Genomic DNA, 19,867 nt, shown 5'->3' with positions numbered 1-19,867 from the left:
ACCGAATTCACCCCATCGCGTGACACGCCAGGGGACTGTGCGGTTTTACGAATGCTCAGTAGCTGTAAAAGCCTTGCCCGCTCTTACGGCCGATGTCACCCGCGTCCACCATCCGGCGCATCAGCTCCGGCGGGGCGAACTTCTCGTCCTGGGACTCGGTGTAGATGTTGCTGGTGGCGTGCAGCAGGATGTCGACGCCGGTGAGGTCGGCCGTGGCGAGCGGGCCCATGGCGTGACCGAAGCCCAGCTTGCAGGCGAGGTCGATGTCCTCGGCGGTGGCGACGCCCGACTCGTAGAGCTTGGTGGCCTCGACGACGAGCGCCGAGATGAGCCGGGTGGTGACGAAGCCGGCGACGTCCCGGTTCACCACGATGCAGGTCTTGCCGACGGACTCGGCGAACTCCCGCGCGGTGGCGAGGGTTTCGTCGCTCGTCTTGTAACCGCGGACCAGCTCGACGAGCTGCATCATCGGCACCGGCGAGAAGAAGTGCACGCCGACGACCCGCTCCGGGTGCTCGGTGGCCGCCGCGATCTTGGTGATCGGGATGGCGGAGGTGTTGGAGGCGAGCACGGTGTCCGGCCGCACGATCTTGTCGAGGACGCGGAAGATCTCGTGCTTGACCTCCAGCTTCTCGAAGACGGCCTCGACGACGACGTCCGCGTCGGCGGCGGCGTCCAGGTCGGTGGTCGCGGTGATGCGGGCGAGGGCGGCGTCGGCGGCGTGCGCCTCCAGCTTGCCCTTGCTGACGAACTTGTCGTACGACGCCTTGATGCCGTCGGTGCCCCGCTTGAGCGCCTCGTCGGTGACGTCACGCAGGACCACGTCCCAGCCCGCCTGCGCGGAGACCTGGGCGATCCCGGAACCCATCAAGCCGGCGCCGATGACGGCAAGCTTCCGTGCCACTGTTGCGACTCCCCTTTGAAACGCCTTACACCCTGTTTAGGTTGCCTCTTCGGCGGACCTTAGCGCTCGTGAGGGACTGTGTGACCGGTTAGTAACGCGAGTCACGTCTCATCTGACGGACATCACACCGGCACGGGTCATTGCACGCCTCGGACGGCGTAGTTGAGCACCTTCTCGCTCAACAGCTCCTCGATGTCGTCGAGAAGCACCAGCACCTCCCGTGATACTTCGTCCGGATTGCGCCCCTTGAGCATCTCGCGGCCGACGGTGACGAAGACCGTCTGATGGATCCAGGAGATCTGACCGGCGATCAGCCCCGGCAGCGGGTCGTCGTCGGAGGCGCCGGTCTCCTCGCGCACGGTCGCTTCGAGGTGGTCGTGGATCTCCTGCTGGAGGCTCCACAGCCGGGAGCGCAGCGGGGGTGCCTCGTGGATGACGCGCATGAAGCGGTCGTAACCCTCCATGAGGCCGAGGCGCGGCGAGACCGCCTCGGCCTCGGCGCGCAGCTCGCGCAGCACGGCCCGGGCGGCCGACTCACCCTTGTCCCGGGCCCGCACCCACCGCGAGAGCTGTTCGACGACGCCGGCGGAGCGGTCGAAGAAGAGGTCCTCCTTGGCCGGGAAGTAGTTGTAGACGGTGTTCACGGACACGTCCGCCGCCTCGGCGACGTCCGCGATGGTCACCGTCACGAACCCGTGCTCCAGGAACAGCCCCGTCGCGATGTCCGAGATCCGCTGCCTGGTCTCGCGCTTCTTCCGCTCCCTGAGCCCCTCTGCCATGGATCACATCCTATCTTCGTGGGCTCTCTTAAATTTTGGGGTCGTTGCAAACTTTCAGAGACTCTGCTTTTCTGGGGTCATGCCAATCATCAGTACGGCCGGACTGGCCCGTACCTTCCAGACGAAGCTCGGCCCCGTTCAGGCCGTGCGCGGGATCGATCTGACCGTCCGCGAGGGCGAGATCCTCGGCTTCCTGGGCCCCAACGGCGCCGGGAAGACGACCACCCTGCGGATGCTCACCACCCTCCTGGCCCCCACCGGCGGCGCGGCCACCGTCGCCGGCTGCGACCTCGCGACCGACGCCACGGGGGTGCGCCGGGCATGCGGTTACGTCGCCCAGTCGGGCGGGGTCGACCCGCAGATCTCCGTGCGGGAGGAACTCGTCACCCAGGGGCGCCTGTACCGCCTGACGAAGACCCAGGCCGCCGAGCGCGCCGAGGAGTTGGCCCGCGACCTGGACCTGACCGAGCTGCTGGACCGCAAGTGCGGTGTGCTCTCCGGCGGGCAGCGGCGGCGCCTGGACATCGCGCTGGCGCTCACGCACCGCCCGAAGGTCCTCTTCCTCGACGAGCCGACCACCGGCCTGGACCCCGGCAGCCGCGCCGACCTCTGGGACCTGGTCCGCCGGCTGCGCGACGCGTACGGCACGACCGTCTTCCTGACCACCCACTACCTCGACGAAGCGGACGCCCTCTCCGACCGCCTGGTGATCGTCGACAAGGGCGTGGTCGTGGCGGAGGGCACCCCGACCGCGCTGAAGCTGAAGTACGGCGGCTCGATCGACGCCACGCTCCAGGACACGTTCCTCGCCATCACGGGCCGCAGCGCGGCGCCGGCCGACCAGACCCCCGTAGCCGTCTAGCCCCCCGTATCCGTAGAGGACTCCTCCGATGCTGTTGCACGACACGGCCCTCATCTACGGCCGGTACGTCCGCCAGTCACTGCGCTCCCGCTTCGCGCTGCTCTTCGGCGTCCTGATGCCACTGCTGTACCTGTTGTTCTTCGGTCCCCTGCTGACCGATCTGCCGCTGGGCGGGCGCGGCAGCTCCTGGCAGGTGCTGGTGCCGGGGTTGCTGCTGCAACTCGGCTTGTTCGGGGCCCTGTTCGCGGGGTTCGTGATCATCATCGAGAAGAGCCAGGGGGTGGTGGAACGCATGCGGGTCACTCCCGTCAGCCGCCTCGCCCTGCTGCTCGGCCGGGTGCTGCGCGACGCCACGGTGTTCGTCTTCCAGGCGGTGCTGCTGGTGCTGGCGGCGGTGGTGATGGGGCTGCGCGCCCCGCTCGCCGGGGTGCTGATCGGCTTCGCGTTCGTCGGGCTGCTCACCGTGTCGCTGGCCTCGCTGTCGTACGCGGTGGCGATGAAGGTCCGCACCCCGCAGGAGTTCGGGCCCCTGATCAACGCGGTGAGCATGCCGTCCATGCTGCTGTCGGGGCTGATGCTCCCGATGACCCTGGGGCCGGCGTGGCTGGACGTCCTGTCCCACTTCATGCCGTTCCGTTATCTGGTGGACGCGATGCGGGACGCGTACGTCGGCTCGTACGGCACGACGCACATGCTGTACGGCGCTCTGGTCGCCGTCGCCCTCACCGCACTGGCCGTGACGGTGGGCACACGGGTCTTCCGGACGGCCGGAGCGTAACTACGCTGGCCACATGGTCAATCTGACGCGCATCTACACCAGGACCGGCGACCAGGGCACCACCGCCCTCGGCGACATGAGCCGGGTCGCCAAGACCGATCTGCGGATCTCCGCGTACGCGGACGCCAACGAGGCGAACGCGGTGATCGGCACGGCGATCGCGCTGGGGAACCTGGACGAGGAGATCGTCAAGGTCCTCACCCGCGTGCAGAACGACCTGTTCGACGTGGGTGCGGACCTGTCGACGCCGGTGGTGGAGAACCCCGAGTTCCCGCCCCTGCGAGTCGAACAGTTCTACATCGACAAGCTGGAGGCGGACTGCGACCGCTTCAACGAGCAGCTGGAGAAGCTGCGGTCCTTCATCCTGCCCGGGGGAACGCCGGGAGCGGCGTTGCTGCACCAGGCCTGCACGGTGGTACGACGGGCCGAGCGGTCGACGTGGGCGGCGCTGGAGGTCCACGGCGAGGTGATGAACCCGCTGACCGCGACCTACCTCAACCGGCTGTCCGACCTGCTGTTCATCCTGGCGCGCACGGCGAACAAGGAGGTCGGGGACGTGCTGTGGGTGCCGGGCGGGGAGCGTTAGCGCTGCTTCGCCGGTTCCCGCTTCGGGAACAGGGTGTAGCTGCCGGCGATGATCACGTTGATGCCGATCACCCACAGCATGCGCTGCTGCCACGCCCGCAGCGATTCGGTCCCGCCGTCGCCGCCGACGTACCAGACCGCGGTCTGGAGCAGGGCCATGGCGACCACCGCCGCGAGGATCCAGCGGCCCGCGACCCTCCATTCGTGGACGGCGCGGGCCGTGCCGTACTTCGGCGGCCGGACCGGCGGCGGGCCGCCCGCGAAGCGGTGGGCGACGTGGGCGTCGGCCCACTTGATCGTGGAGTGGCCCAGGCCCACGGTGAAGCCGATGTAGACGGCGGCGAGGCCGTGCTTCCAGTCGGGCTCCGCGCCGTTCTTGAGATCGATCGCGGTGACGGTGAACAGCACGATCTCCAGCAGCGGCTCGCACAGCAGCAGCGCGAGGCCAACCCGCGGCATCCGGAATGCGTACCGGAAGGCCAGTCCTGCCGCCAGCAGCACCCAGAAGGCCACCTCGCACGCGACGATCAGTCCGACGATCACCACTCGCTCCTCTCAGTCCTCCTTCCAGGCTCGCGTCGGAACCGGCCGCTTTCGTCGTCGCCGGTGACGAAGTGGCGGTACATCGAAAGATGCAGTCCAGGTCCCTTCGCGAGCATCAAGCGGTGAGCGTCCGGCCCGTGTTGGATGGAGACATGGCCGTACGACTGCCCCGCCCGCACCGCTTCGACGTCTGCGTCGCCGTCGCCGGGCTGCTCTGCGGCATCCTGTTCTGGGCGCTCGGACAGAACCTGAATTCGGGCCGGCTTCTGCCGGGGGCCTGGGTGCTGCTGCCCCTCGTCGTGATGGCCGCACTCGAACTGCTGCGCAGGACCAGACCCCAGCCCGCTGTCGTCCTCGGCACCGTCATGCTGGTCGTCGACCAGTTCACGGTCAGCAGCATCGCCACGATCACGATGTACACGGACCTCATGTACGCGGCCGCCCTGTACGGCACCCCCGCCGCCGCCCGCCGCCTGCCCATCAGCACGGGCCTGGTCACCGCGGGCGTGACGGTCGGGCTCCTCGCGTGGTGGCGGGCGCCCGAAGCGCTGCTGGTCGGATTCGTGACCGGCGTGGTCTCCTTCGCCCCGGCAGCGACCGGCGCGCTGGTCCGCTACCACCGCGACGCCGCCGAGACAGCCCGGCTGCGGGCCGAGCAGACGGCGCTCCTCGCCGAGATGGACCGCACCCAGGCCGTCGGCGCCGAGCGGGCCCGGATGGCCCGCGAGCTGCATGACATGGTCGCCAACCACCTCTCGGCCATCGCCATCCACTCCACCGCCGCGCTCTCCCTCGACGATCCGAACACCTCCCGGGACGCCCTCACCGTCATCCGCGAGAACAGCGTCGAGGGACTGTCCGAGATGCGCCGCCTGATCGGCATCCTGCGCGACAGCAGCGGCGACCTGGAACCTGCCGCGGCCCCGACACTCGAAGGGCTCGGGTCCCTGGTCGAGGGCGCCCGCAACAACGGCCTGGACATCACCCTGGACCGCGAGTACGGCAGCCTGCCCGCCCCCGTCGAACTCGCCGCCTACCGCATCGTCCAGGAGTCCCTGACCAACGCCCTCAAGCACGCCTCCCCCGGCCGGGTCACGGTCGACCTCGCACAGCAGGACGGTTCGCTCACCGTGACCGTGGCCAGTCCCTTCGGCGACCGCGACGGGCCGCGTGCTCCCGGCTCGGGCGCCGGGCTCGTCGGCATGCAGGAACGGACCGCGCTGCTGGACGGCCGTTTCGAGGCAGGCCCCGAGGACTCCCCCGACGGCAAGATCTGGGTCGTACGTGCCACGCTCCCCGTGACCGAAGGAGACAGAGAATGATCCGCGTCCTGGTCGCCGAGGACCAGTCCGCCGTCCGCGCGGGCCTGGTGCTCATCCTGCGCAGCGCGCCCGACATCGAGGTCGTCGGCGAGGCGGCGGACGGTGAGCAGGCGGTGGCCATGGCCCGTGAGCTGCGGCCCGACCTGGTGCTGATGGACGTTCAGATGCCGCGGCTGGACGGGGTGTCGGCGACCCGGCAGGTGGTCGCCGAGCGGCTGGCCGATGTCCTCGTGCTCACCACCTTCGACCTCGACGCGTACGTGTTCGGGGCGCTGCGCGCCGGGGCCGCGGGGTTCCTGCTGAAGAACACGGAGGCGAAGGACCTGATCGAGGCGGTCCGGACGGTGGCGCGCGGCGAGGGCCTGATCGCCCCGGCCGTCACCCGGCGCCTGATCGCCGAGTTCGCCGCGAAGCCGGTACGGGAGCCGACGGCGGATCCGTCCGTGCTGGACGCCCTCACGCGCCGCGAGCGCGAGGTGCTGGCCTGTCTCGGTGAGGGGTTGTCCAACGCCGGCATCGCGGCCCGGCTCGACATGGCCGAGGCGACGGTGAAGACGCACGTCAGCCGGTTGCTGGGGAAGCTGGAGCTGCGCAGCCGGGTCCAAGCGGCCGTACTGGCGCAGGAGTTGGGGATCTAGAGGGGGCGTAACGCAACCCAAAGGGGCTAGTGGTCCAGACCTATTGACCTGTGGTCCAGACCTTTCTATTCTCACCGCACCGTGTGCGGCATGAGGCTCAGTCATGCCTGCCCCTGACTCCCCGACAAGGAGGCGCAGCATGCGCTTCAGACACAGAGCCGCCGCAGGGTTCGCGACCCTGTTGCTCCCGCTGGCCGGTCTCGTCGGCCTGGCGAGCCCCGCCGAGGCCGCGACGTCCGCCACCGCGACCTACGCCAAGACCCAGGACTGGGGCTCCGGCTTCGAGGGCAAGTGGACGGTGAAGAACACCGGGACCACGACGCTCAGCTCCTGGACCGTCGAGTGGGACTTCCCCTCCGGCACCTCCGTCACCTCCGCCTGGGACGCCGACGTCACCTCGTCGGGCACCCACTGGACCGCCAAGAACAAGTCCTGGAACGGCACCCTCGCCCCCGGCGCCTCCGTCTCCTTCGGCTTCAACGGCGCCGGCTCCGGCTCCCCCGCGAACTGCAAGCTGAACGGCGGCAGCTGCGACGGCGGCAGCGTCCCCGGCGACAACCCGCCCTCCGCCCCCGGCACGCCCAGCGCCTCCGACATCACCAACACCTCGGTGAAGCTGACCTGGTCGGCCGCCACCGACGACAACGGCGTCAAGAACTACGACGTCCTGCGCGACGGCGCCAAGGTCGCCACGGTGACGACCACGTCGTACACCGACACCGGCCTGAGCGCCGGCACCGACTACTCCTACACCGTCCAGGCCCGCGACACCGCCGACCAGACCGGCCCGGCCAGCGGCGCCCGCGCGGTGCGCACCACCGGCGGCACGACCGAGCCGCCCACGGGCGACAAGGTCAAGCTCGGCTACTTCACCGAGTGGGGCGTCTACGGCCGCAACTACCACGTCAAGAACCTGGTGACGTCCGGCTCCGCGTCGAAGATCACGCACATCAACTACGCGTTCGGCAACGTCAAGAACGGTCAGTGCACCGTCGACGACACCTACGCCGCCTACGACAAGGCCTACACCGCCGACCAGTCCGTCAGCGGCACCGCCGACACCTGGGACCAGCCGCTGCGCGGCAACTTCAACCAGCTCCGCCAGCTCAAGGCGAAGTACCCGAACATCAAGGTGCTGTACTCGTTCGGCGGCTGGACCTACTCCGGCGGCTTCGGCCAGGCCGCGGCCAACGCCGCCGCGTTCGCCAAGTCCTGCAAGGCCGTCGTGGAGGACCCGCGCTGGGCCGATGTCTTCGACGGCATCGACATCGACTGGGAGTACCCGAACGCCTGCGGCCTGACCTGCGACACCTCCGGCGCCGCGGCCTTCAAGAACCTCACGCAGGCACTGCGTGCCGAGTTCGGCTCGAACTACCTGATCACCGCCGCCATCACCGCCGACGCCTCGTCCGGCGGCAAGATCGACGCGGCCGACTACGGCGGCGCCGCGCAGTACCTCGACTGGTACAACGTGATGACGTACGACTACTTCGGCGCCTGGGACAAGACCGGCCCGACCGCCCCGCACTCGCCGCTCACGTCGTACACGGGCATCCCGAAGGAGGGCTTCAACTCGGCGGCCGCGATCGCCAAGCTCAAGGCCAAGGGCGTCCCGGCCAGCAAGCTCCTGCTCGGCATCGGCTTCTACGGCCGCGGCTGGACCGGCGTCACCCAGTCCGCCCCCGGCGGCACCGCCACGGGCCCGGCGACCGGCACCTATGAGGCGGGCATCGAGGACTACAAGGTCCTCAAGACGTCCTGTCCGGCCACCGGCACGGTCGCCGGCACCGCGTACGCGCACTGCGGCAGCAACTGGTGGTCGTACGACACTCCCTCGACGATCGCCGGGAAGATGAGTTGGGCCAAGAACCAGGGGCTCGGCGGCGCGTTCTTCTGGGAGTTCAGCGGTGACAGCAGCAATGGCGAGCTGGTGAGCGCCATCAACAGCGGGCTGTCGTAAAGCAGTTCCAGGGGTTGCGACCCCTAAGCGACATTGACGCGCTGACCGGGCGGGGCTGCCTCCAGCCACGCGAGGAAACCGGTCAGCGCGTCTTCGCTCATGGCGAGTTCCAGGCGCGTGCCCCGGTGCAGACAGACGAGGATCACGGCGTCGGAGAGCAGCGCCAGCTCCTCCTCGCCGTCGGGGACGCGGCGGCCGGCCACCTCGATCGAGGCGCGCTCCAGGATGCGACGGGGGCGGTAGGCGTAGGAGAAGACGCGGTACCACTCGATGCGGTCGCCGTTGTAGCGGGCGACGCCGTAGCTCCAGCCCTTGCCGCTGGGGTCGGGTTTCTCCGGCACGTCCCAGCGCAGGGAACAGTCGAAGGTGCCGCCGGAGCGCTGGATGAGCCTGCGGCGCAGACCGAAGACGAACAACCCCAGCACCACGAGGGCGACCACGATTCCGCACACAGTCAGAGCGAGGACCATCGACACCGACCTCCTCGTCTCCTAGGTACCTTCAGTAGGTAACGGAACGGAAAAAACATCCATATCTGCCTCAGCCGCGACCGGCACCGGATTGCTCCGGTCCCAGCCGCGGCTGAGTGACGTCATCGCGTGCGCTCCCCCAGAGCCTAAAGGGCCCGGGCGGTACCCCCAGGGGTCAGCGCGCCGTCGCCGCCCGCAGTCGTACGTCCGCGCGGCGCTCGGCGGCGGCGTCGCCCTCCGCCTTCGCGCGCTCGAGCTCGCGCTCCGCGCGCTGGACGTCGATCTCGTCCGACAGCTCGGCGATCTCGGCCAGCAGCGACAGCTTGTTGTCCGCGAACGAGATGAAACCGCCGTGCACAGCGGCGACGACCGTTCCGCCCTCACTCGTACGGATGGTCACCGGGCCCGACTCCAGCACACCGAGCAGCGGCTGGTGACCGGGCATGACGCCGATGTCGCCGGACGTGGTGCGCGCGACGACCAGGGTGGCCTGGCCCGACCAGACCTCACGGTCGGCGGCGACCAGCGCGACGTGCAGCTCAGCAGCCAAGGTGGCTCCTCGGGTCACCACCCGGCGGTTCTGCCGGGTGTTGGTTACAAGTCTAGTAGGCGTGAGTGAGGGGGCGGGACGAACCCCCGCCCCCTCACCCAGAGCTCAATGGCTCACGAAGACCGGTGCGTCAGGAGACGCCCAGTTCCTTCGCGTTCTTCTTCAGGTCCTCGAGACCACCGCACATGAAGAACGCCTGCTCCGGGAAGTGGTCGAACTCACCGTCGCAGATCGCGTTGAACGCGGTGATCGACTCGTCCAGCGGCACGTCCGAGCCGTCCACACCGGTGAACTGCTTGGCGACGTGCGTGTTCTGGGACAGGAAGCGCTCGACGCGGCGGGCACGCTGGACGACCAGCTTGTCCTCCTCGCTGAGCTCGTCGATACCGAGGATCGCGATGATGTCCTGGAGGTCCTTGTACTTCTGCAGGATCCCCTTGACGCGCATGGCGGTGTTGTAGTGGTCCTGCGCGATGTAGCGCGGGTCCAGGATCCGGGACGTGGAGTCCAGCGGGTCCACGGCCGGGTAGATGCCCTTCTCGGAGATCGGACGGGACAGAACCGTCGTCGCGTCGAGGTGGGCGAAGGTGGTGGCCGGGGCCGGGTCGGTCAGGTCGTCCGCGGGGACGTAGATCGCCTGCATCGAGGTGATCGAGTGACCACGGGTCGAGGTGATGCGCTCCTGGAGGAGACCCATCTCGTCGGCCAGGTTCGGCTGGTAGCCCACCGCGGAGGGCATACGGCCGAGCAGGGTCGACACCTCGGAACCGGCCTGCGTGAAGCGGAAGATGTTGTCGATGAAGAACAGCACGTCCTGCTTCTGCACATCGCGGAAGTACTCCGCCATGGTCAGACCGGCGAGGGCCACGCGCAGACGGGTGCCCGGGGGCTCGTCCATCTGACCGAAGACCAGCGCGGTCTTGTCGATGACGCCCGACTCGCTCATCTCGTCGATGAGGTCGTTGCCCTCACGGGTGCGCTCGCCGACACCGGCGAACACCGACACACCGTCGTGGTTGTTGGCCACGCGGTAGATCATTTCCTGGATCAGAACGGTCTTGCCGACACCGGCACCACCGAACAGACCGATCTTTCCACCCTTGACGTACGGGGTGAGAAGGTCGATGACCTTGACGCCGGTCTCGAACATCTCGGTCTTCGACTCGAGCTCGTCGAAGTTCGGGGCCTTGCGGTGGATGGACCAGCGCTCGCCCTCGTACTGCTCGTCGACGTTCAGCACCTCACCGAGGGTGTTGAACACCTTGCCCTTGGTGAAGTCGCCGACCGGGACGGTGATGCCGTCGCCGGTGTCGGTGACCGGGGCCTGGCGGACCAGACCGTCGGTGGGCTGCATGGAGATGGTGCGGACCAGGCCGTCACCCAGGTGCTGGGCGACCTCCAGGGTCAGCGTCTTCTTCTCGCCGGCGTTGGCCGGGTCGGCCACCTCGACGTGAAGGGCGTTGTAGATGTCCGGCATCGCGTCGACGGGGAACTCCACGTCGACGACCGGGCCGATGACCCGGGCGACGCGGCCCGTAGCCGTCGCGGTCTCAACAGTGGTGGTCATTTATCGGTCACTCCCCGCGGTCGCGTCGGCCAGGGCGCTCGCGCCACCGACGATCTCGCTGATTTCCTGGGTGATTTCGGCCTGGCGGGCCGCGTTGGCAAGACGGGAGAGCGTGTTGATCAGCTCGCCCGCGTTGTCGGTGGCCGACTTCATCGCGCGCCGCGTGGCGGCGTGCTTGGAGGCGGCCGACTGGAGCAGCGCGTTGTAGATCCGGCTCTCGACGTACCGCGGCAGCAGGGCGTCGAGGACGTCCTCCGCCGACGGCTCGAAGTCGTACAGCGGGAGGATCTCGCCCTTGGTGTGCGACTCCTCCGCCACCTCTTCGAGGCTGAGCGGCAGCAGACGCGCATCCAGCGCCTGCTGGGTCATCATCGAGACGAACTCGGTGTAGACGATGTGGAGCTCGTCCACGCCGCCCTCCGCCGTCTCCTTCTCGATGGCCTCGATCAGCGGGGCCGCGACCTTCTTGGCGTCCGCGTACGAGGGCTCGTCGGTGAAGCCGCTCCACGACTCCGCGATCTTGCGCTCACGGAAGTTGTAGTGGGCGACACCGCGGCGGCCGACGATGTAGATGTCGACCTCCTTGCCCTCGCGCTCCAGCCGCTCGGTGAGCTGCTCGGCAGCCTTGATGGCGTTGGAGTTGAAGGCACCGGCGAGACCACGGTCGCTCGTCAGGAGCAGCACCGCGGACCGCGTGACCGTGTCGGCCTGCGTGGTCAGCGGGTGCTTGGTGTTCGAACCGGTACCGACCGCCGTGACCGCGCGGGTGAGCTCGGTCGCGTACGGCGTGGAGGCCGCCACCTTGCGCTGCGCCTTGACGACGCGCGAGGCGGCGATCATCTCCATCGCCTTCGTGATCTTCTTGGTCGCGGTGACGGATCGGATGCGACGCTTGTAGACCCGGAGCTGGGCTCCCATGAGTCAGGTCCCTTCCTTACGTCACTTGGAGGCGCTGGTCGCCTTCGGGCCCGCCTCTTCGCCGAGCAGCTTGCCGTCCGAGGTCTCGAACTGCTTCTTGAACTCGGCGATGGCGTCGGCGACGGCGGTGAGCGTGTCGTCGGACATCTTGCCGCCCTCCTTGATGGAGGTCATGAGGCCCTGCTCCTTGCGGTGCAGGTACTCCAGGAGCTCCTTCTCGAAGCGGCGGATGTCGGCGACCGGCACGTCGTCCATCTTGCCGGTGGTGCCGGCCCAGACGGAGACGACCTGGTCCTCGGTGGACATCGGCTCGTACTGCGCCTGCTTCAGCAGCTCGACCATGCGCTGACCGCGCTCCAGCTGCGCCTTCGACGCGGCGTCCAGGTCGGAACCGAAGGCGGCGAACGCCTCCAGCTCACGGAACTGGGCGAGGTCCACGCGCAGACGGCCGGAGACCTGCTTCATCGCCTTGTGCTGCGCGGAACCACCGACTCGGGAGACGGAGATACCGACGTTCAGCGCGGGGCGCTGACCGGCGTTGAACAGGTCCGACTCCAGGAAGCACTGGCCGTCGGTGATGGAGATGACGTTGGTCGGGATGAACGCCGAGACGTCGTTGGCCTTGGTCTCGACGATCGGCAGACCGGTCATCGAGCCGGCGCCCATGTCGTCGGAGAGCTTGGCGCAGCGCTCCAGCAGACGGGAGTGCAGGTAGAAGACGTCACCCGGGTAGGCCTCACGGCCCGGCGGGCGGCGCAGCAGCAGGGACACGGCGCGGTAGGCGTCGGCCTGCTTCGAGAGGTCGTCGAAGATGATGAGGACGTGCTTGCCCTCGTACATCCACTGCTGGCCGATGGCCGAACCGGTGTACGGCGCCAGGTACTTGAAGCCGGCCGGGTCGGACGCCGGGGCGGCGACGATGGTCGTGTACTCCAGCGCGCCGTTCTCCTCCAGCGCGCGGCGGACCGACGCGATGGTGGAGCCCTTCTGGCCGATGGCGACGTAGATGCAGCGGACCTGCTTGTTCGGGTCGCCGGTGCGCCAGTTGTCGCGCTGGTTGATGATCGTGTCGACGGCCAGGGCGGTCTTGCCGGTCTGGCGGTCACCGATGATCAGCTGACGCTGGCCACGGCCGATCGGGGTCATCGCGTCGACGGCCTTGTAGCCGGTCTCCATCGGCTCGTGCACCGACTTGCGCTGCATGACCGTGGGGGCCTGCAGCTCAAGGGCACGGCGGCCGGACGTCTCGATCTCGCCGAGGCCGTCGATCGGGTTGCCGAGCGGGTCGACGACGCGGCCGAGGTAGCCCTCGCCGACGGCCACGGAGAGCACCTCACCGGTGCGCTGCACCGGCTGACCCTCCTCGATGCCGCTGAACTCACCGAGGACGATGGCACCGATCTCGCGCTCCTCGAGGTTGAGGGCGAGGCCGAGGGTGCCGTCCTCGAACTTCAGCAGTTCGTTGGCCATGGCCGAGGGCAGCCCCTCGACCTTCGCGATGCCGTCGCCGGCAAGGGTGACCGTACCGACCTCCTCGCGCGAGGCCGCGTCCGGCTTGTACGACTGGACGAAGTTCTCCAGCGCGTCCCGGATCTCCTCCGGCCGGATCGTGAGCTCCGCCATCTGGGTTCCCTGCTCTCCTTGTTGGGCCCGAAGTTTCACTTTGGGGGGATGGGGACTCCCCCCATTAGGAGGTGAATCCTCTGCACGGCCCAACATGGGCCGTCATAAGTACGTACTGCTATTAAGTTGCCGCTAGCTCGCCAGTCGGCGGCCGGCGTCCTCGATGCGGTCCGCGAGGGAGCCGTTGATGACCTCGTCGCCGACCTGCACCCGGATGCCGCCGACGACCTCGGGGTCCACGTCGAGGTTGAGGTGCATCGTGCGGCCGTAGAGCTTCGCGAGGGCGGCGCCCAGGCGCTGCTTCTGCGCATCGCTCAGCGGCACCGCCGAGGTGACGACGGCGACCATGCGGTCCCGGCGGTCGGCGGCGAGCTTGGACAGGGACTCCAGTCCCGACTCCAGGCTACGTCCACGCGGCGCGGTCACAAGACGCGTCACCAGACGCTCGGTGGTCACCTTGGCCCGCCCGCCGAGCAGGCTGCCCAGCAGCTCGCTCTTGGCCGCCTTCGTCGCGGCGCGGTTGGTCAGCGCGGAGCGCAGCTCGGTGTTGGAAGAGACGATCCGGCCGAACCGGAACAGCTCGTCCTCGACGTCGTCGAGCGTGCCCGCCTTCTGCGCGGCGGTGAGGTCGGCGGTGCTCGCCAGCTCCTCCAGCGCGTCCACCAGGTCGCGGGACTGCGACCAGCGGGAGCGCACCATGCCGGCCAGCAGGTCCGCGGTCTCCCCGCCGACCTGGCCACCGAGGAGGCGCTGGGCCAGCTCGGCCTTGGCCTCACCGGCCTGCGCCGGGTCGGTGAGGACCCGACGCAGCGACACCTCGCGGTCGAGCAGCGCGGTGACGGCGGCCAGCTCGTCGGCGAGCTTGGCCGCGTCGACGGACGTGTTGTCCGTCAGCGCGTCGAGACGCTCACGTGCGGCTGCCAGGGCCTCGCGGCTCGCTCCGTTCATCGGCCGGCCTCGGCCTTCTCCTCGAGCTCGTCGAGGAAGCGGTCGATGACGCGGCTCTGCCGGGCGTGGTCCTCGAGGGACTCACCGACGAGCTTGCCGGCCAGGTCGGTGGCGAGCTTGCCGACGTCCTGGCGCAGCGCGGACGCGGCGGCCTTGCGGTCGGCCTCGATCTGCGCGTGACCGGCGGCGATGATCTCCTCACGCTGCCGCTGGCCCTCCGCGCGCATCTCGGCGATGAGCGTGGCGCCCTGCTCCTGCGCCTCCTGGCGCAGCCGCGCGGCCTCGTGCCGGGCCTCGGCGAGCTGGGCCTTGTACTGCTCCAGAACGCTCTGGGCCTCGGTCTGAGCGGCCTCGGCCTTCTCGATACCGCCCTCGATGGCCTCGCGACGCTCTTCCAGAACCTTGTTGATGTTCGGGAGGAGCTTCTTGGCGAGGAAGCCGAAGACGATGACGAAGGCGATCAGGCCGATGACGAGCTCCGGCCACGGCGGAATGAGGGGGTTCTCCTTCTCCGCCTCGGCCGCCAGCTGAACCATGGCGAGGTTCACATCAGTGCCTTTCGTCGAATACGGCTGGTCGTTGGGTTCGTCTTAGTAGACGAACGGCATGACCAGACCGATGAGGGCGAGCGCCTCACAGAAGGCGAAGCCCAGGATCTGGTTGGCGCGGATCAGACCGGCCGCCTCGGGCTGGCGGGCGAGGGCCTGGGTACCGTTGCCGAAGATGATGCCGACGCCGACGCCGGGGCCGATGGCCGCGAGACCGTAACCGACGGAACCGAGGTCACCGGTGACAGCAGCGAGGGTGGAGGCCATGAGAGTTCTTCCTTCTCTTTACGGACCGGTGGGGGTTGGCCACCGGACGGCTGTGGGATTCGAAAGCGGGGTGCTCAGTGGTGCTCGGCGAGCGCGCCCTGGATGAAGGTGCAGGTCAGCAGGACGAAGACGTACGCCTGGACGGCCTGGATGAAGAGCTCGAAGGCGGTCATGACGATGACCATCGTGAACGAGACGGCCGAGTACGCGATGCCGATGCCGTTCAGCATGTACCAGCTGGCGATGGTGAACAGCAGCAGCAGCGTGTGACCGGCGAACATGTTCGCGAAGAGTCGCACCGCGTGCGTGAACGGGCGCACCAGCAGGTTCGAGAAGAACTCGATGGTCATGGCCAGCGGAAGCACCGGGCCGAGCGACTTGTCGTAGCCCGTGAAGTTCTTGAAGGCGCCGACGAAGCCGTGCCGCTTGAACGTCAGTGAGACCCAGGTGATGTAGACGATCGCGGCCAGGACCGCCGGGTAGGCGATGATCGACGTCACCGGGAAAGAGGCGACAGGAACGATCGACCAGACGTTCATCATCCAGATGAAGAAGAACAGCGAGACGGCCAGCGGAACGTACTTCTCGCCTTCCTTCTTGCCGATCGTCTCGTAGACGATGCCACGGCGTACGAAGTCGTATCCGGCCTCGACGACCATCTGGAGCTTGCCCGGTACCACCTGCGGCTTACGGAAGGCGGCCCAGAAGACGCCCACCACGATGATGGAACCGAGGAGAGCCAGCAGCATCGGCTTGTTGAAGTAGAAGCCGTTGCCGTCTGCGTCGCCCCACAGGGGCTCGAACAGGAACGAGTGCAGGCCCGGAGCCGGGAAGCCACACCCGTCGAAAAGGTGGCAGTCGGTCTCGAAGGCGAGCACCTGCGTCGGGTCAGCACTCACCGCGGGCTCCTTCAGCGTGGCGCATAGGTACGGCAACCTCGTTGTGTCGGCGCGGCGTGGAGCCGCGGTTCGGCACGGGACTGGTGTTACGGATGTGGGGGCGGCTGGGGGGCATCTCGCCTCGCGATTGAGCAGGCGTCAGCTCAGATGCCCGCGCCCGCGATGCCGCAGTTGGCACCGGACGATAGCAGGATCTCTCAGACGTCCTTATCCCGGCCCTACCCCTCACGACGAGTGCCCCGATTTATCGGGCTCGACGTAGAGGATCTTGGCCTTCATATGAGCACGGGTCTGGGCGGCGATCCAGGTCAGGGTGCCGACGACCAGCGTGATCGCGAAGGCCTTGGGATGGAACAGCGTCGTGTTCTTGAACGCGGCCAGGAAAATGAACAGCAGCAGGATCTGCGCCGCGTACAGCATCAGACCCATGGCCTGGAACAGATGCGGAAGCGATTTGGCAGTGCGCTGGAGAACATAGAGACCGAGCCCCATGAAAAGGATCACGACCACCGTCGCGACGACAGCACCGATCGCTCCCTTGCCGCCGGCGACCACACCGCTGACGACGGCGGCAATCGCGCCGACGGCGGCTGTGGGCACAGCGGCCTGAAGCAGGATCCGGGCGTCATTGGACGGCATGGCGGCAACTCCGCTTTCACAAGGGGGCAGGGTGTCGTCATGGACGAGCGTAGTCCCGGGCTGAGAGAGAACCTCACACCAATGGACCGTCGCACTACGGCCCTTCGGCTCTATCCGGGGGGTTCTCGTGAACCGTATCACAAACTATTTGATGAGGTCTTTACCTGGCGGGTGTGCCCGCCGTCACACATGAGAGTGACAGTGCGCGTCTGTGCAGGATCGCGGTCGACTTGTCTGGTATTAGGGCGCTTCGCACCCCCATCGCACTGCCACGGTTTGGCAATGCTCTAGTCAGATTCTTACCTTGACCGTGTCCTTACGAGACGCGAACGGGCGCCGATGGCGGTCGCTCCGTTGACGCGTGAGGCCCCGGCGGCGACCGGCGTGCGGGCCTCCTCCTCGGCGCAGGCCCCGGACAGGGCGTCCGCCGGTGTCTCGGCGGACGCCGTCTGCGGCGTCGTGGCCGCGGGTTCGGCGACGGCCCGGCCACGGCGGTAGCGCGGCGGCACGAAGGCCTCGGCCCAGCGCGGGGCCCGCGGCGTGAAGCGCGGGAGCAGCAGCAGGACCAGGCCGATGGCGCTGAGGAACACCACGCCCAGCACGATCCACATGGACGCCGAGTTCACGGAGTAGGCGAGGGCGCCGAAGCCGATCAGCGCCGACCAGAAGTACATAATCAGCACCGCGCGGCTGTGCGAGTGCCCGATCTCCAGCAGGCGGTGGTGCAGGTGGCCGCGGTCGGCGGCGAACGGCGACTGGCCGCGCCAGGTGCGGCGGACGATCGCCAGCACCAGGTCCGCGGCCGGGATCGCGATGATCGTCAGGGGCAGGAGCAGCGGAATGTAGACCGGCACCGTCTGGTGCACGGCCGCCTTCTCGGAACCGGTCCACAGCTTCAGGGCGTCCGGGTCGACCTGGCCGGTGATGGAGATGGCGCCCGCCGCCAGGACCAGGCCGATCAGCATCGAGCCGGAGTCGCCCATGAAGATCCGCGCCGGGTGCATGTTGTGCGGCAGGAAGCCCAGGCACATGCCCATCAGGATCGCCGCGAACAGCGTGGCCGGGGCGGCCGCCTCGATGCCGTACGACACCCAGACCCGGTAGGCGTACAGGAAGAACGCGGCGGACGCGATGCAGACCATGCCGGCCGCGAGGCCGTCCAGGCCGTCGACGAAGTTCACCGCGTTGATGGTGATGACGACCAGCGCGACCGTCAGCAGGGTGCCCTGCCACTGGGTCAGCGCCACGTTGCCGACGCCCGGGATGGGCAGCCACAGGATGGTCAGGCCCTGCATGACCATGACGCCGGCGGCGATCATCTGGCCGCCCAGCTTGATCAGGGCGTCGATCTCGAACTTGTCGTCCAGGACGCCGATCAGCCAGATGAGCGCCGCTCCGGAGAGCAGCGCCCGCGGTTCGTTGGAGTTCTCGAAGACGGCACTGAGATTGGTGAGGTGGTCGGCGACCAGCAGGCCCGCGCACAGGCCGAAGAACATCGCGATCCCGCCGAGCCGCGGAGTGGGCTCCCGGTGCACGTCACGTGCCCGGATCTCCGGCATCGCTCCGGCCACGATCGCGAATTTCCGTACCGGCCCTGTCAGCAGATACGTCACCGCGGCCGTGATGCAGAGCGTCAGCAGGTATTCACGCACGGGCTTCCCCACAAGTCTCGCCGGCCATCTCAGCCCCACACCCTAGCGACGGACACATACGCGACGCATATGTGTGGGGACTTCCGGGTAGCGACGATGGTTGCACGCGTGGCTGTGCATGCGGGTGCGCCTACCCCGCCTCAGCCGGGATACGGCGGAAATCTACCGGCCAGCTCCCGCACTTCTTCACGCGCCTTCTGGCTTTCGGTCTCCGCCCGCAGCACCCGCGCCAGCAACCCGGCCAGCCACGCCATCTCCTCCTCGCCCATGCCCTGGGTGGTCACGGCCGCCGTGCCGAGGCGCAGACCGCGGGCATCGCCGTGCGGCAACGCACAGCAGTCCAGCACGATCCCGGCCGCCGCGAGCCGGCCGCGCGCGCCGCGGCCGTCGGCGCCGAGCGGCGCCGGGTCGGCGGTGATGAGGTGGGTGTCGGTGCCGCCCGTGGTGACGACGAAACCCTCCGCGGCCAGCCCGGCCGCCAGGACCCGCGCATTGGCGACCACCTGATGGGCGTACGCGGTGAACGCCGGCGTTGCCGCCTCGCCGAACGCGACGGCCTTGGCGGCGATGGTGTGCATCTGCGCGCCGCCCTGGGTGAACGGGAAGACGGCACGGTCGACGCGCTCGGCGAGGTCCGCGCCGCACAGGATCATGCCGCCGCGCGGTCCGCGCAGCACCTTGTGCGTGGTGGCGCAGACGACATCGGCGTACGGCACCGGACTCGGCGCCGCTCCCCCGGCGACGAGCCCCATCGGGTGGGCGGCGTCGGCGATGAGGTACGCCCCGACCTCGTCGGCGACCTCGCGGAAGAAGGCGTAGTCGATGTGCCGGGGGTAGGCGATGGATCCGCAGACGATGGCCTTGGGCCGGTGGGTGCGGGCCAGGGTGCGCACCTGGTCGTGGTCGATGAGCCCGGTCTCCGCGTCGACGCCGTAGGGGACGAAGTCGAACCAGCGGCCGGAGAAGTTGGCGGGCGAGCCGTGCGTGAGGTGTCCGCCGTACGGCAGCCCCAGCGCGAGCACGGTGTCGCCGGGCCGCAGCAGGGCGGCGTACGCGGCGAGGACGGCCGAAGAACCCGAGTGGGACTGCACGTTGGCGTGTTCGGCGCCGAACAGCAGCTTGGCCCGCTCCACGGCGAGCCGCTCGGCGACGTCGACCATCTCGCATCCGCCGTGGTAGCGGGCGCCCGGATACCCCTCCGCGTACTTGTTGGCGAGCGGCGACCCGAGGGCCGCCAGCACGGCCGGCGACGTGAAGTTCTCGGCGGCGATGAGCTGCAGCGTCGTCGACTGCCGGTCCAGCTCCCCGAGCAGGATGTCGGCGAGCTGCGGGTCCTGGCGGCGCAGGACGTCGGCCTCGATGGCAGGGGTGACCGTCATGGTGGGCTCCGGGCGTGCGTCGACGGTGACGTACGT

21 protein-coding genes are annotated in these 19,867 nt (G+C 68.6%); 6 read left to right on the top strand and 15 right to left on the bottom strand.

Annotated features, from left to right (window positions below; all coding sequences use genetic code 11):
• Positions 1-55 precede the first annotated feature (55 nt).
• A complete protein-coding gene (locus ACIBU0_RS11660; protein WP_398815328.1) occupies positions 56-904 on the bottom strand; it encodes a 3-hydroxyacyl-CoA dehydrogenase family protein in 849 nt (282 codons plus the stop codon).
• A gap of 137 nt (positions 905-1,041) precedes the next feature.
• Positions 1,042-1,683 (bottom strand): TetR/AcrR family transcriptional regulator, encoded by a 642-nt coding sequence (locus ACIBU0_RS11655; protein ID WP_398815326.1) that lies wholly within the window; start codon positions 1,681-1,683, stop codon positions 1,042-1,044.
• Positions 1,684-1,762: 79 nt separating this feature from the next.
• Here ACIBU0_RS11655 and ACIBU0_RS11650 point away from each other — a divergent pair, with 79 nt between their 5' ends.
• Genes ACIBU0_RS11650 through ACIBU0_RS11640 form a run of 3 tightly spaced genes read left to right on the top strand, consistent with a single transcriptional unit; the run spans position 1,763 to position 3,909 of the window.
• Positions 1,763-2,545 (top strand): ABC transporter ATP-binding protein, encoded by a 783-nt coding sequence (locus ACIBU0_RS11650; protein ID WP_398815323.1) that lies wholly within the window; start codon positions 1,763-1,765, stop codon positions 2,543-2,545.
• Positions 2,546-2,573: 28 nt separating this feature from the next.
• Positions 2,574-3,323: an ABC transporter permease gene (locus tag ACIBU0_RS11645; protein ID WP_398815320.1), complete on the top strand. Its 750-nt coding sequence runs from the start codon at positions 2,574-2,576 to the stop codon at positions 3,321-3,323.
• 13 nt (positions 3,324-3,336) lie between these two features.
• Positions 3,337-3,909, top strand: coding sequence for a cob(I)yrinic acid a,c-diamide adenosyltransferase (locus ACIBU0_RS11640; RefSeq protein ID WP_398815317.1), 573 nt, complete (start codon positions 3,337-3,339; stop codon positions 3,907-3,909).
• On the opposite strand, the gene ACIBU0_RS11635 is transcribed toward ACIBU0_RS11640, so the two are convergent.
• Complete coding sequence (locus ACIBU0_RS11635; protein ID WP_398815314.1) at positions 3,906-4,451, bottom strand: hypothetical protein; 546 nt, start codon at positions 4,449-4,451, stop codon at positions 3,906-3,908. The two genes, ACIBU0_RS11640 and ACIBU0_RS11635, sit on opposite strands and share 4 nt — an antisense overlap.
• A gap of 152 nt (positions 4,452-4,603) precedes the next feature.
• Between ACIBU0_RS11635 and ACIBU0_RS11630 the strand changes: the two genes are divergently transcribed.
• From ACIBU0_RS11630 to ACIBU0_RS11620, 3 genes are all read left to right on the top strand, one after another.
• Complete coding sequence (locus tag ACIBU0_RS11630; protein WP_398815311.1) at positions 4,604-5,773, top strand: sensor histidine kinase; 1,170 nt, start codon at positions 4,604-4,606, stop codon at positions 5,771-5,773.
• On the top strand, positions 5,770-6,411 hold the full coding sequence (locus ACIBU0_RS11625) for a response regulator (RefSeq protein WP_398815308.1): 642 nt from the start codon (positions 5,770-5,772) through the stop codon (positions 6,409-6,411). The genes ACIBU0_RS11630 and ACIBU0_RS11625 overlap by 4 nt, the downstream gene beginning before the upstream one ends.
• 139 nt (positions 6,412-6,550) lie before the next feature.
• Complete coding sequence (locus ACIBU0_RS11620; RefSeq protein WP_398815305.1) at positions 6,551-8,371, top strand: glycosyl hydrolase family 18 protein; 1,821 nt, start codon at positions 6,551-6,553, stop codon at positions 8,369-8,371.
• A gap of 23 nt (positions 8,372-8,394) precedes the next feature.
• Here ACIBU0_RS11620 and ACIBU0_RS11615 read toward each other — a convergent pair whose 3' ends face one another.
• From ACIBU0_RS11615 to glyA, 12 genes are all read right to left on the bottom strand, one after another.
• A complete protein-coding gene (locus ACIBU0_RS11615) occupies positions 8,395-8,841 on the bottom strand; it encodes a DUF2550 domain-containing protein (RefSeq protein ID WP_398815302.1) in 447 nt (148 codons plus the stop codon).
• Positions 8,842-9,016: 175 nt separating this feature from the next.
• A complete protein-coding gene (locus ACIBU0_RS11610; RefSeq protein ID WP_398815299.1) occupies positions 9,017-9,391 on the bottom strand; it encodes a F0F1 ATP synthase subunit epsilon in 375 nt (124 codons plus the stop codon).
• 130 nt (positions 9,392-9,521) lie between these two features.
• A complete protein-coding gene (gene atpD / locus ACIBU0_RS11605; RefSeq protein WP_394726319.1) occupies positions 9,522-10,958 on the bottom strand; it encodes a F0F1 ATP synthase subunit beta in 1,437 nt (478 codons plus the stop codon).
• Positions 10,959-11,876, bottom strand: a complete 918-nt coding sequence (locus ACIBU0_RS11600) for a F0F1 ATP synthase subunit gamma (RefSeq protein ID WP_398815296.1) — start codon at positions 11,874-11,876, stop codon at positions 10,959-10,961.
• Between the two features lie 21 nt (positions 11,877-11,897).
• A complete protein-coding gene (gene atpA, locus ACIBU0_RS11595; protein ID WP_398815293.1) occupies positions 11,898-13,499 on the bottom strand; it encodes a F0F1 ATP synthase subunit alpha in 1,602 nt (533 codons plus the stop codon).
• A gap of 132 nt (positions 13,500-13,631) precedes the next feature.
• Positions 13,632-14,447, bottom strand: coding sequence for a F0F1 ATP synthase subunit delta (locus tag ACIBU0_RS11590; RefSeq protein ID WP_398815290.1), 816 nt, complete (start codon positions 14,445-14,447; stop codon positions 13,632-13,634).
• Complete coding sequence (locus ACIBU0_RS11585) at positions 14,444-14,983, bottom strand: F0F1 ATP synthase subunit B (RefSeq protein ID WP_398815287.1); 540 nt, start codon at positions 14,981-14,983, stop codon at positions 14,444-14,446. The genes ACIBU0_RS11590 and ACIBU0_RS11585 overlap by 4 nt, the downstream gene beginning before the upstream one ends.
• 54 nt (positions 14,984-15,037) lie before the next feature.
• Positions 15,038-15,262: an ATP synthase F0 subunit C gene (gene atpE / locus ACIBU0_RS11580; RefSeq protein WP_126395086.1), complete on the bottom strand. Its 225-nt coding sequence runs from the start codon at positions 15,260-15,262 to the stop codon at positions 15,038-15,040.
• A gap of 74 nt (positions 15,263-15,336) precedes the next feature.
• Positions 15,337-16,161 carry a F0F1 ATP synthase subunit A gene (gene atpB / locus ACIBU0_RS11575; protein WP_398815284.1) on the bottom strand — a complete coding sequence of 275 codons (825 nt, stop codon included), beginning with the start codon at positions 16,159-16,161 and terminating at the stop codon, positions 15,337-15,339.
• A gap of 225 nt (positions 16,162-16,386) precedes the next feature.
• Entirely contained in the window at positions 16,387-16,800 is a 414-nt protein-coding gene (locus ACIBU0_RS11570; RefSeq protein WP_398815282.1) for a hypothetical protein, read from the bottom strand.
• A 299-nt stretch (positions 16,801-17,099) separates the two neighbouring features.
• Positions 17,100-18,452, bottom strand: a complete 1,353-nt coding sequence (locus ACIBU0_RS11565) for an MraY family glycosyltransferase (RefSeq protein WP_398815279.1) — start codon at positions 18,450-18,452, stop codon at positions 17,100-17,102.
• Between the two features lie 140 nt (positions 18,453-18,592).
• On the bottom strand, positions 18,593-19,831 hold the full coding sequence (glyA, locus tag ACIBU0_RS11560; protein ID WP_398815276.1) for a serine hydroxymethyltransferase: 1,239 nt from the start codon (positions 19,829-19,831) through the stop codon (positions 18,593-18,595).
• Positions 19,832-19,867 lie beyond the last annotated feature (36 nt).

It is taken from the genome of Streptomyces sp. NPDC049627 (genome assembly GCF_044465645.1).
Classification (GTDB): domain Bacteria; phylum Actinomycetota; class Actinomycetes; order Streptomycetales; family Streptomycetaceae; genus Streptomyces.
The sequence above is the reverse complement of the archived record's forward strand: the minus strand, read 5'-3'. Positions and strand labels throughout refer to the sequence as shown.

Excerpts from the sequence above, each read along its gene's own strand:
- ACIBU0_RS11570 (WP_398815282.1), bottom strand. The coding sequence starts at position 16,800 with ATGCCGTCCAATGACGCCCGGATCCTGCTTCAGGCCGCTGTGCCCACA.
- ACIBU0_RS11620 (WP_398815305.1), top strand. The coding sequence starts at position 6,551 with ATGCGCTTCAGACACAGAGCCGCCGCAGGGTTCGCGACCCTGTTGCTC.
- ACIBU0_RS11585 (WP_398815287.1), bottom strand. The coding sequence starts at position 14,983 with ATGGTTCAGCTGGCGGCCGAGGCGGAGAAGGAGAACCCCCTCATTCCG.
- atpA (WP_398815293.1), bottom strand. The coding sequence starts at position 13,499 with ATGGCGGAGCTCACGATCCGGCCGGAGGAGATCCGGGACGCGCTGGAG.
- ACIBU0_RS11615 (WP_398815302.1), bottom strand. The coding sequence starts at position 8,841 with ATGGTCCTCGCTCTGACTGTGTGCGGAATCGTGGTCGCCCTCGTGGTG.
- atpD (WP_394726319.1), bottom strand. The coding sequence starts at position 10,958 with ATGACCACCACTGTTGAGACCGCGACGGCTACGGGCCGCGTCGCCCGG.
- ACIBU0_RS11640 (WP_398815317.1), top strand. The coding sequence starts at position 3,337 with ATGGTCAATCTGACGCGCATCTACACCAGGACCGGCGACCAGGGCACC.
- ACIBU0_RS11590 (WP_398815290.1), bottom strand. The coding sequence starts at position 14,447 with ATGAACGGAGCGAGCCGCGAGGCCCTGGCAGCCGCACGTGAGCGTCTC.
- ACIBU0_RS11600 (WP_398815296.1), bottom strand. The coding sequence starts at position 11,876 with ATGGGAGCCCAGCTCCGGGTCTACAAGCGTCGCATCCGATCCGTCACC.
- ACIBU0_RS11625 (WP_398815308.1), top strand. The coding sequence starts at position 5,770 with ATGATCCGCGTCCTGGTCGCCGAGGACCAGTCCGCCGTCCGCGCGGGC.
- ACIBU0_RS11650 (WP_398815323.1), top strand. The coding sequence starts at position 1,763 with ATGCCAATCATCAGTACGGCCGGACTGGCCCGTACCTTCCAGACGAAG.
- atpE (WP_126395086.1), bottom strand. The coding sequence starts at position 15,262 with ATGGCCTCCACCCTCGCTGCTGTCACCGGTGACCTCGGTTCCGTCGGT.
- glyA (WP_398815276.1), bottom strand. The coding sequence starts at position 19,831 with ATGACGGTCACCCCTGCCATCGAGGCCGACGTCCTGCGCCGCCAGGAC.
- ACIBU0_RS11655 (WP_398815326.1), bottom strand. The coding sequence starts at position 1,683 with ATGGCAGAGGGGCTCAGGGAGCGGAAGAAGCGCGAGACCAGGCAGCGG.
- ACIBU0_RS11645 (WP_398815320.1), top strand. The coding sequence starts at position 2,574 with ATGCTGTTGCACGACACGGCCCTCATCTACGGCCGGTACGTCCGCCAG.
- ACIBU0_RS11630 (WP_398815311.1), top strand. The coding sequence starts at position 4,604 with ATGGCCGTACGACTGCCCCGCCCGCACCGCTTCGACGTCTGCGTCGCC.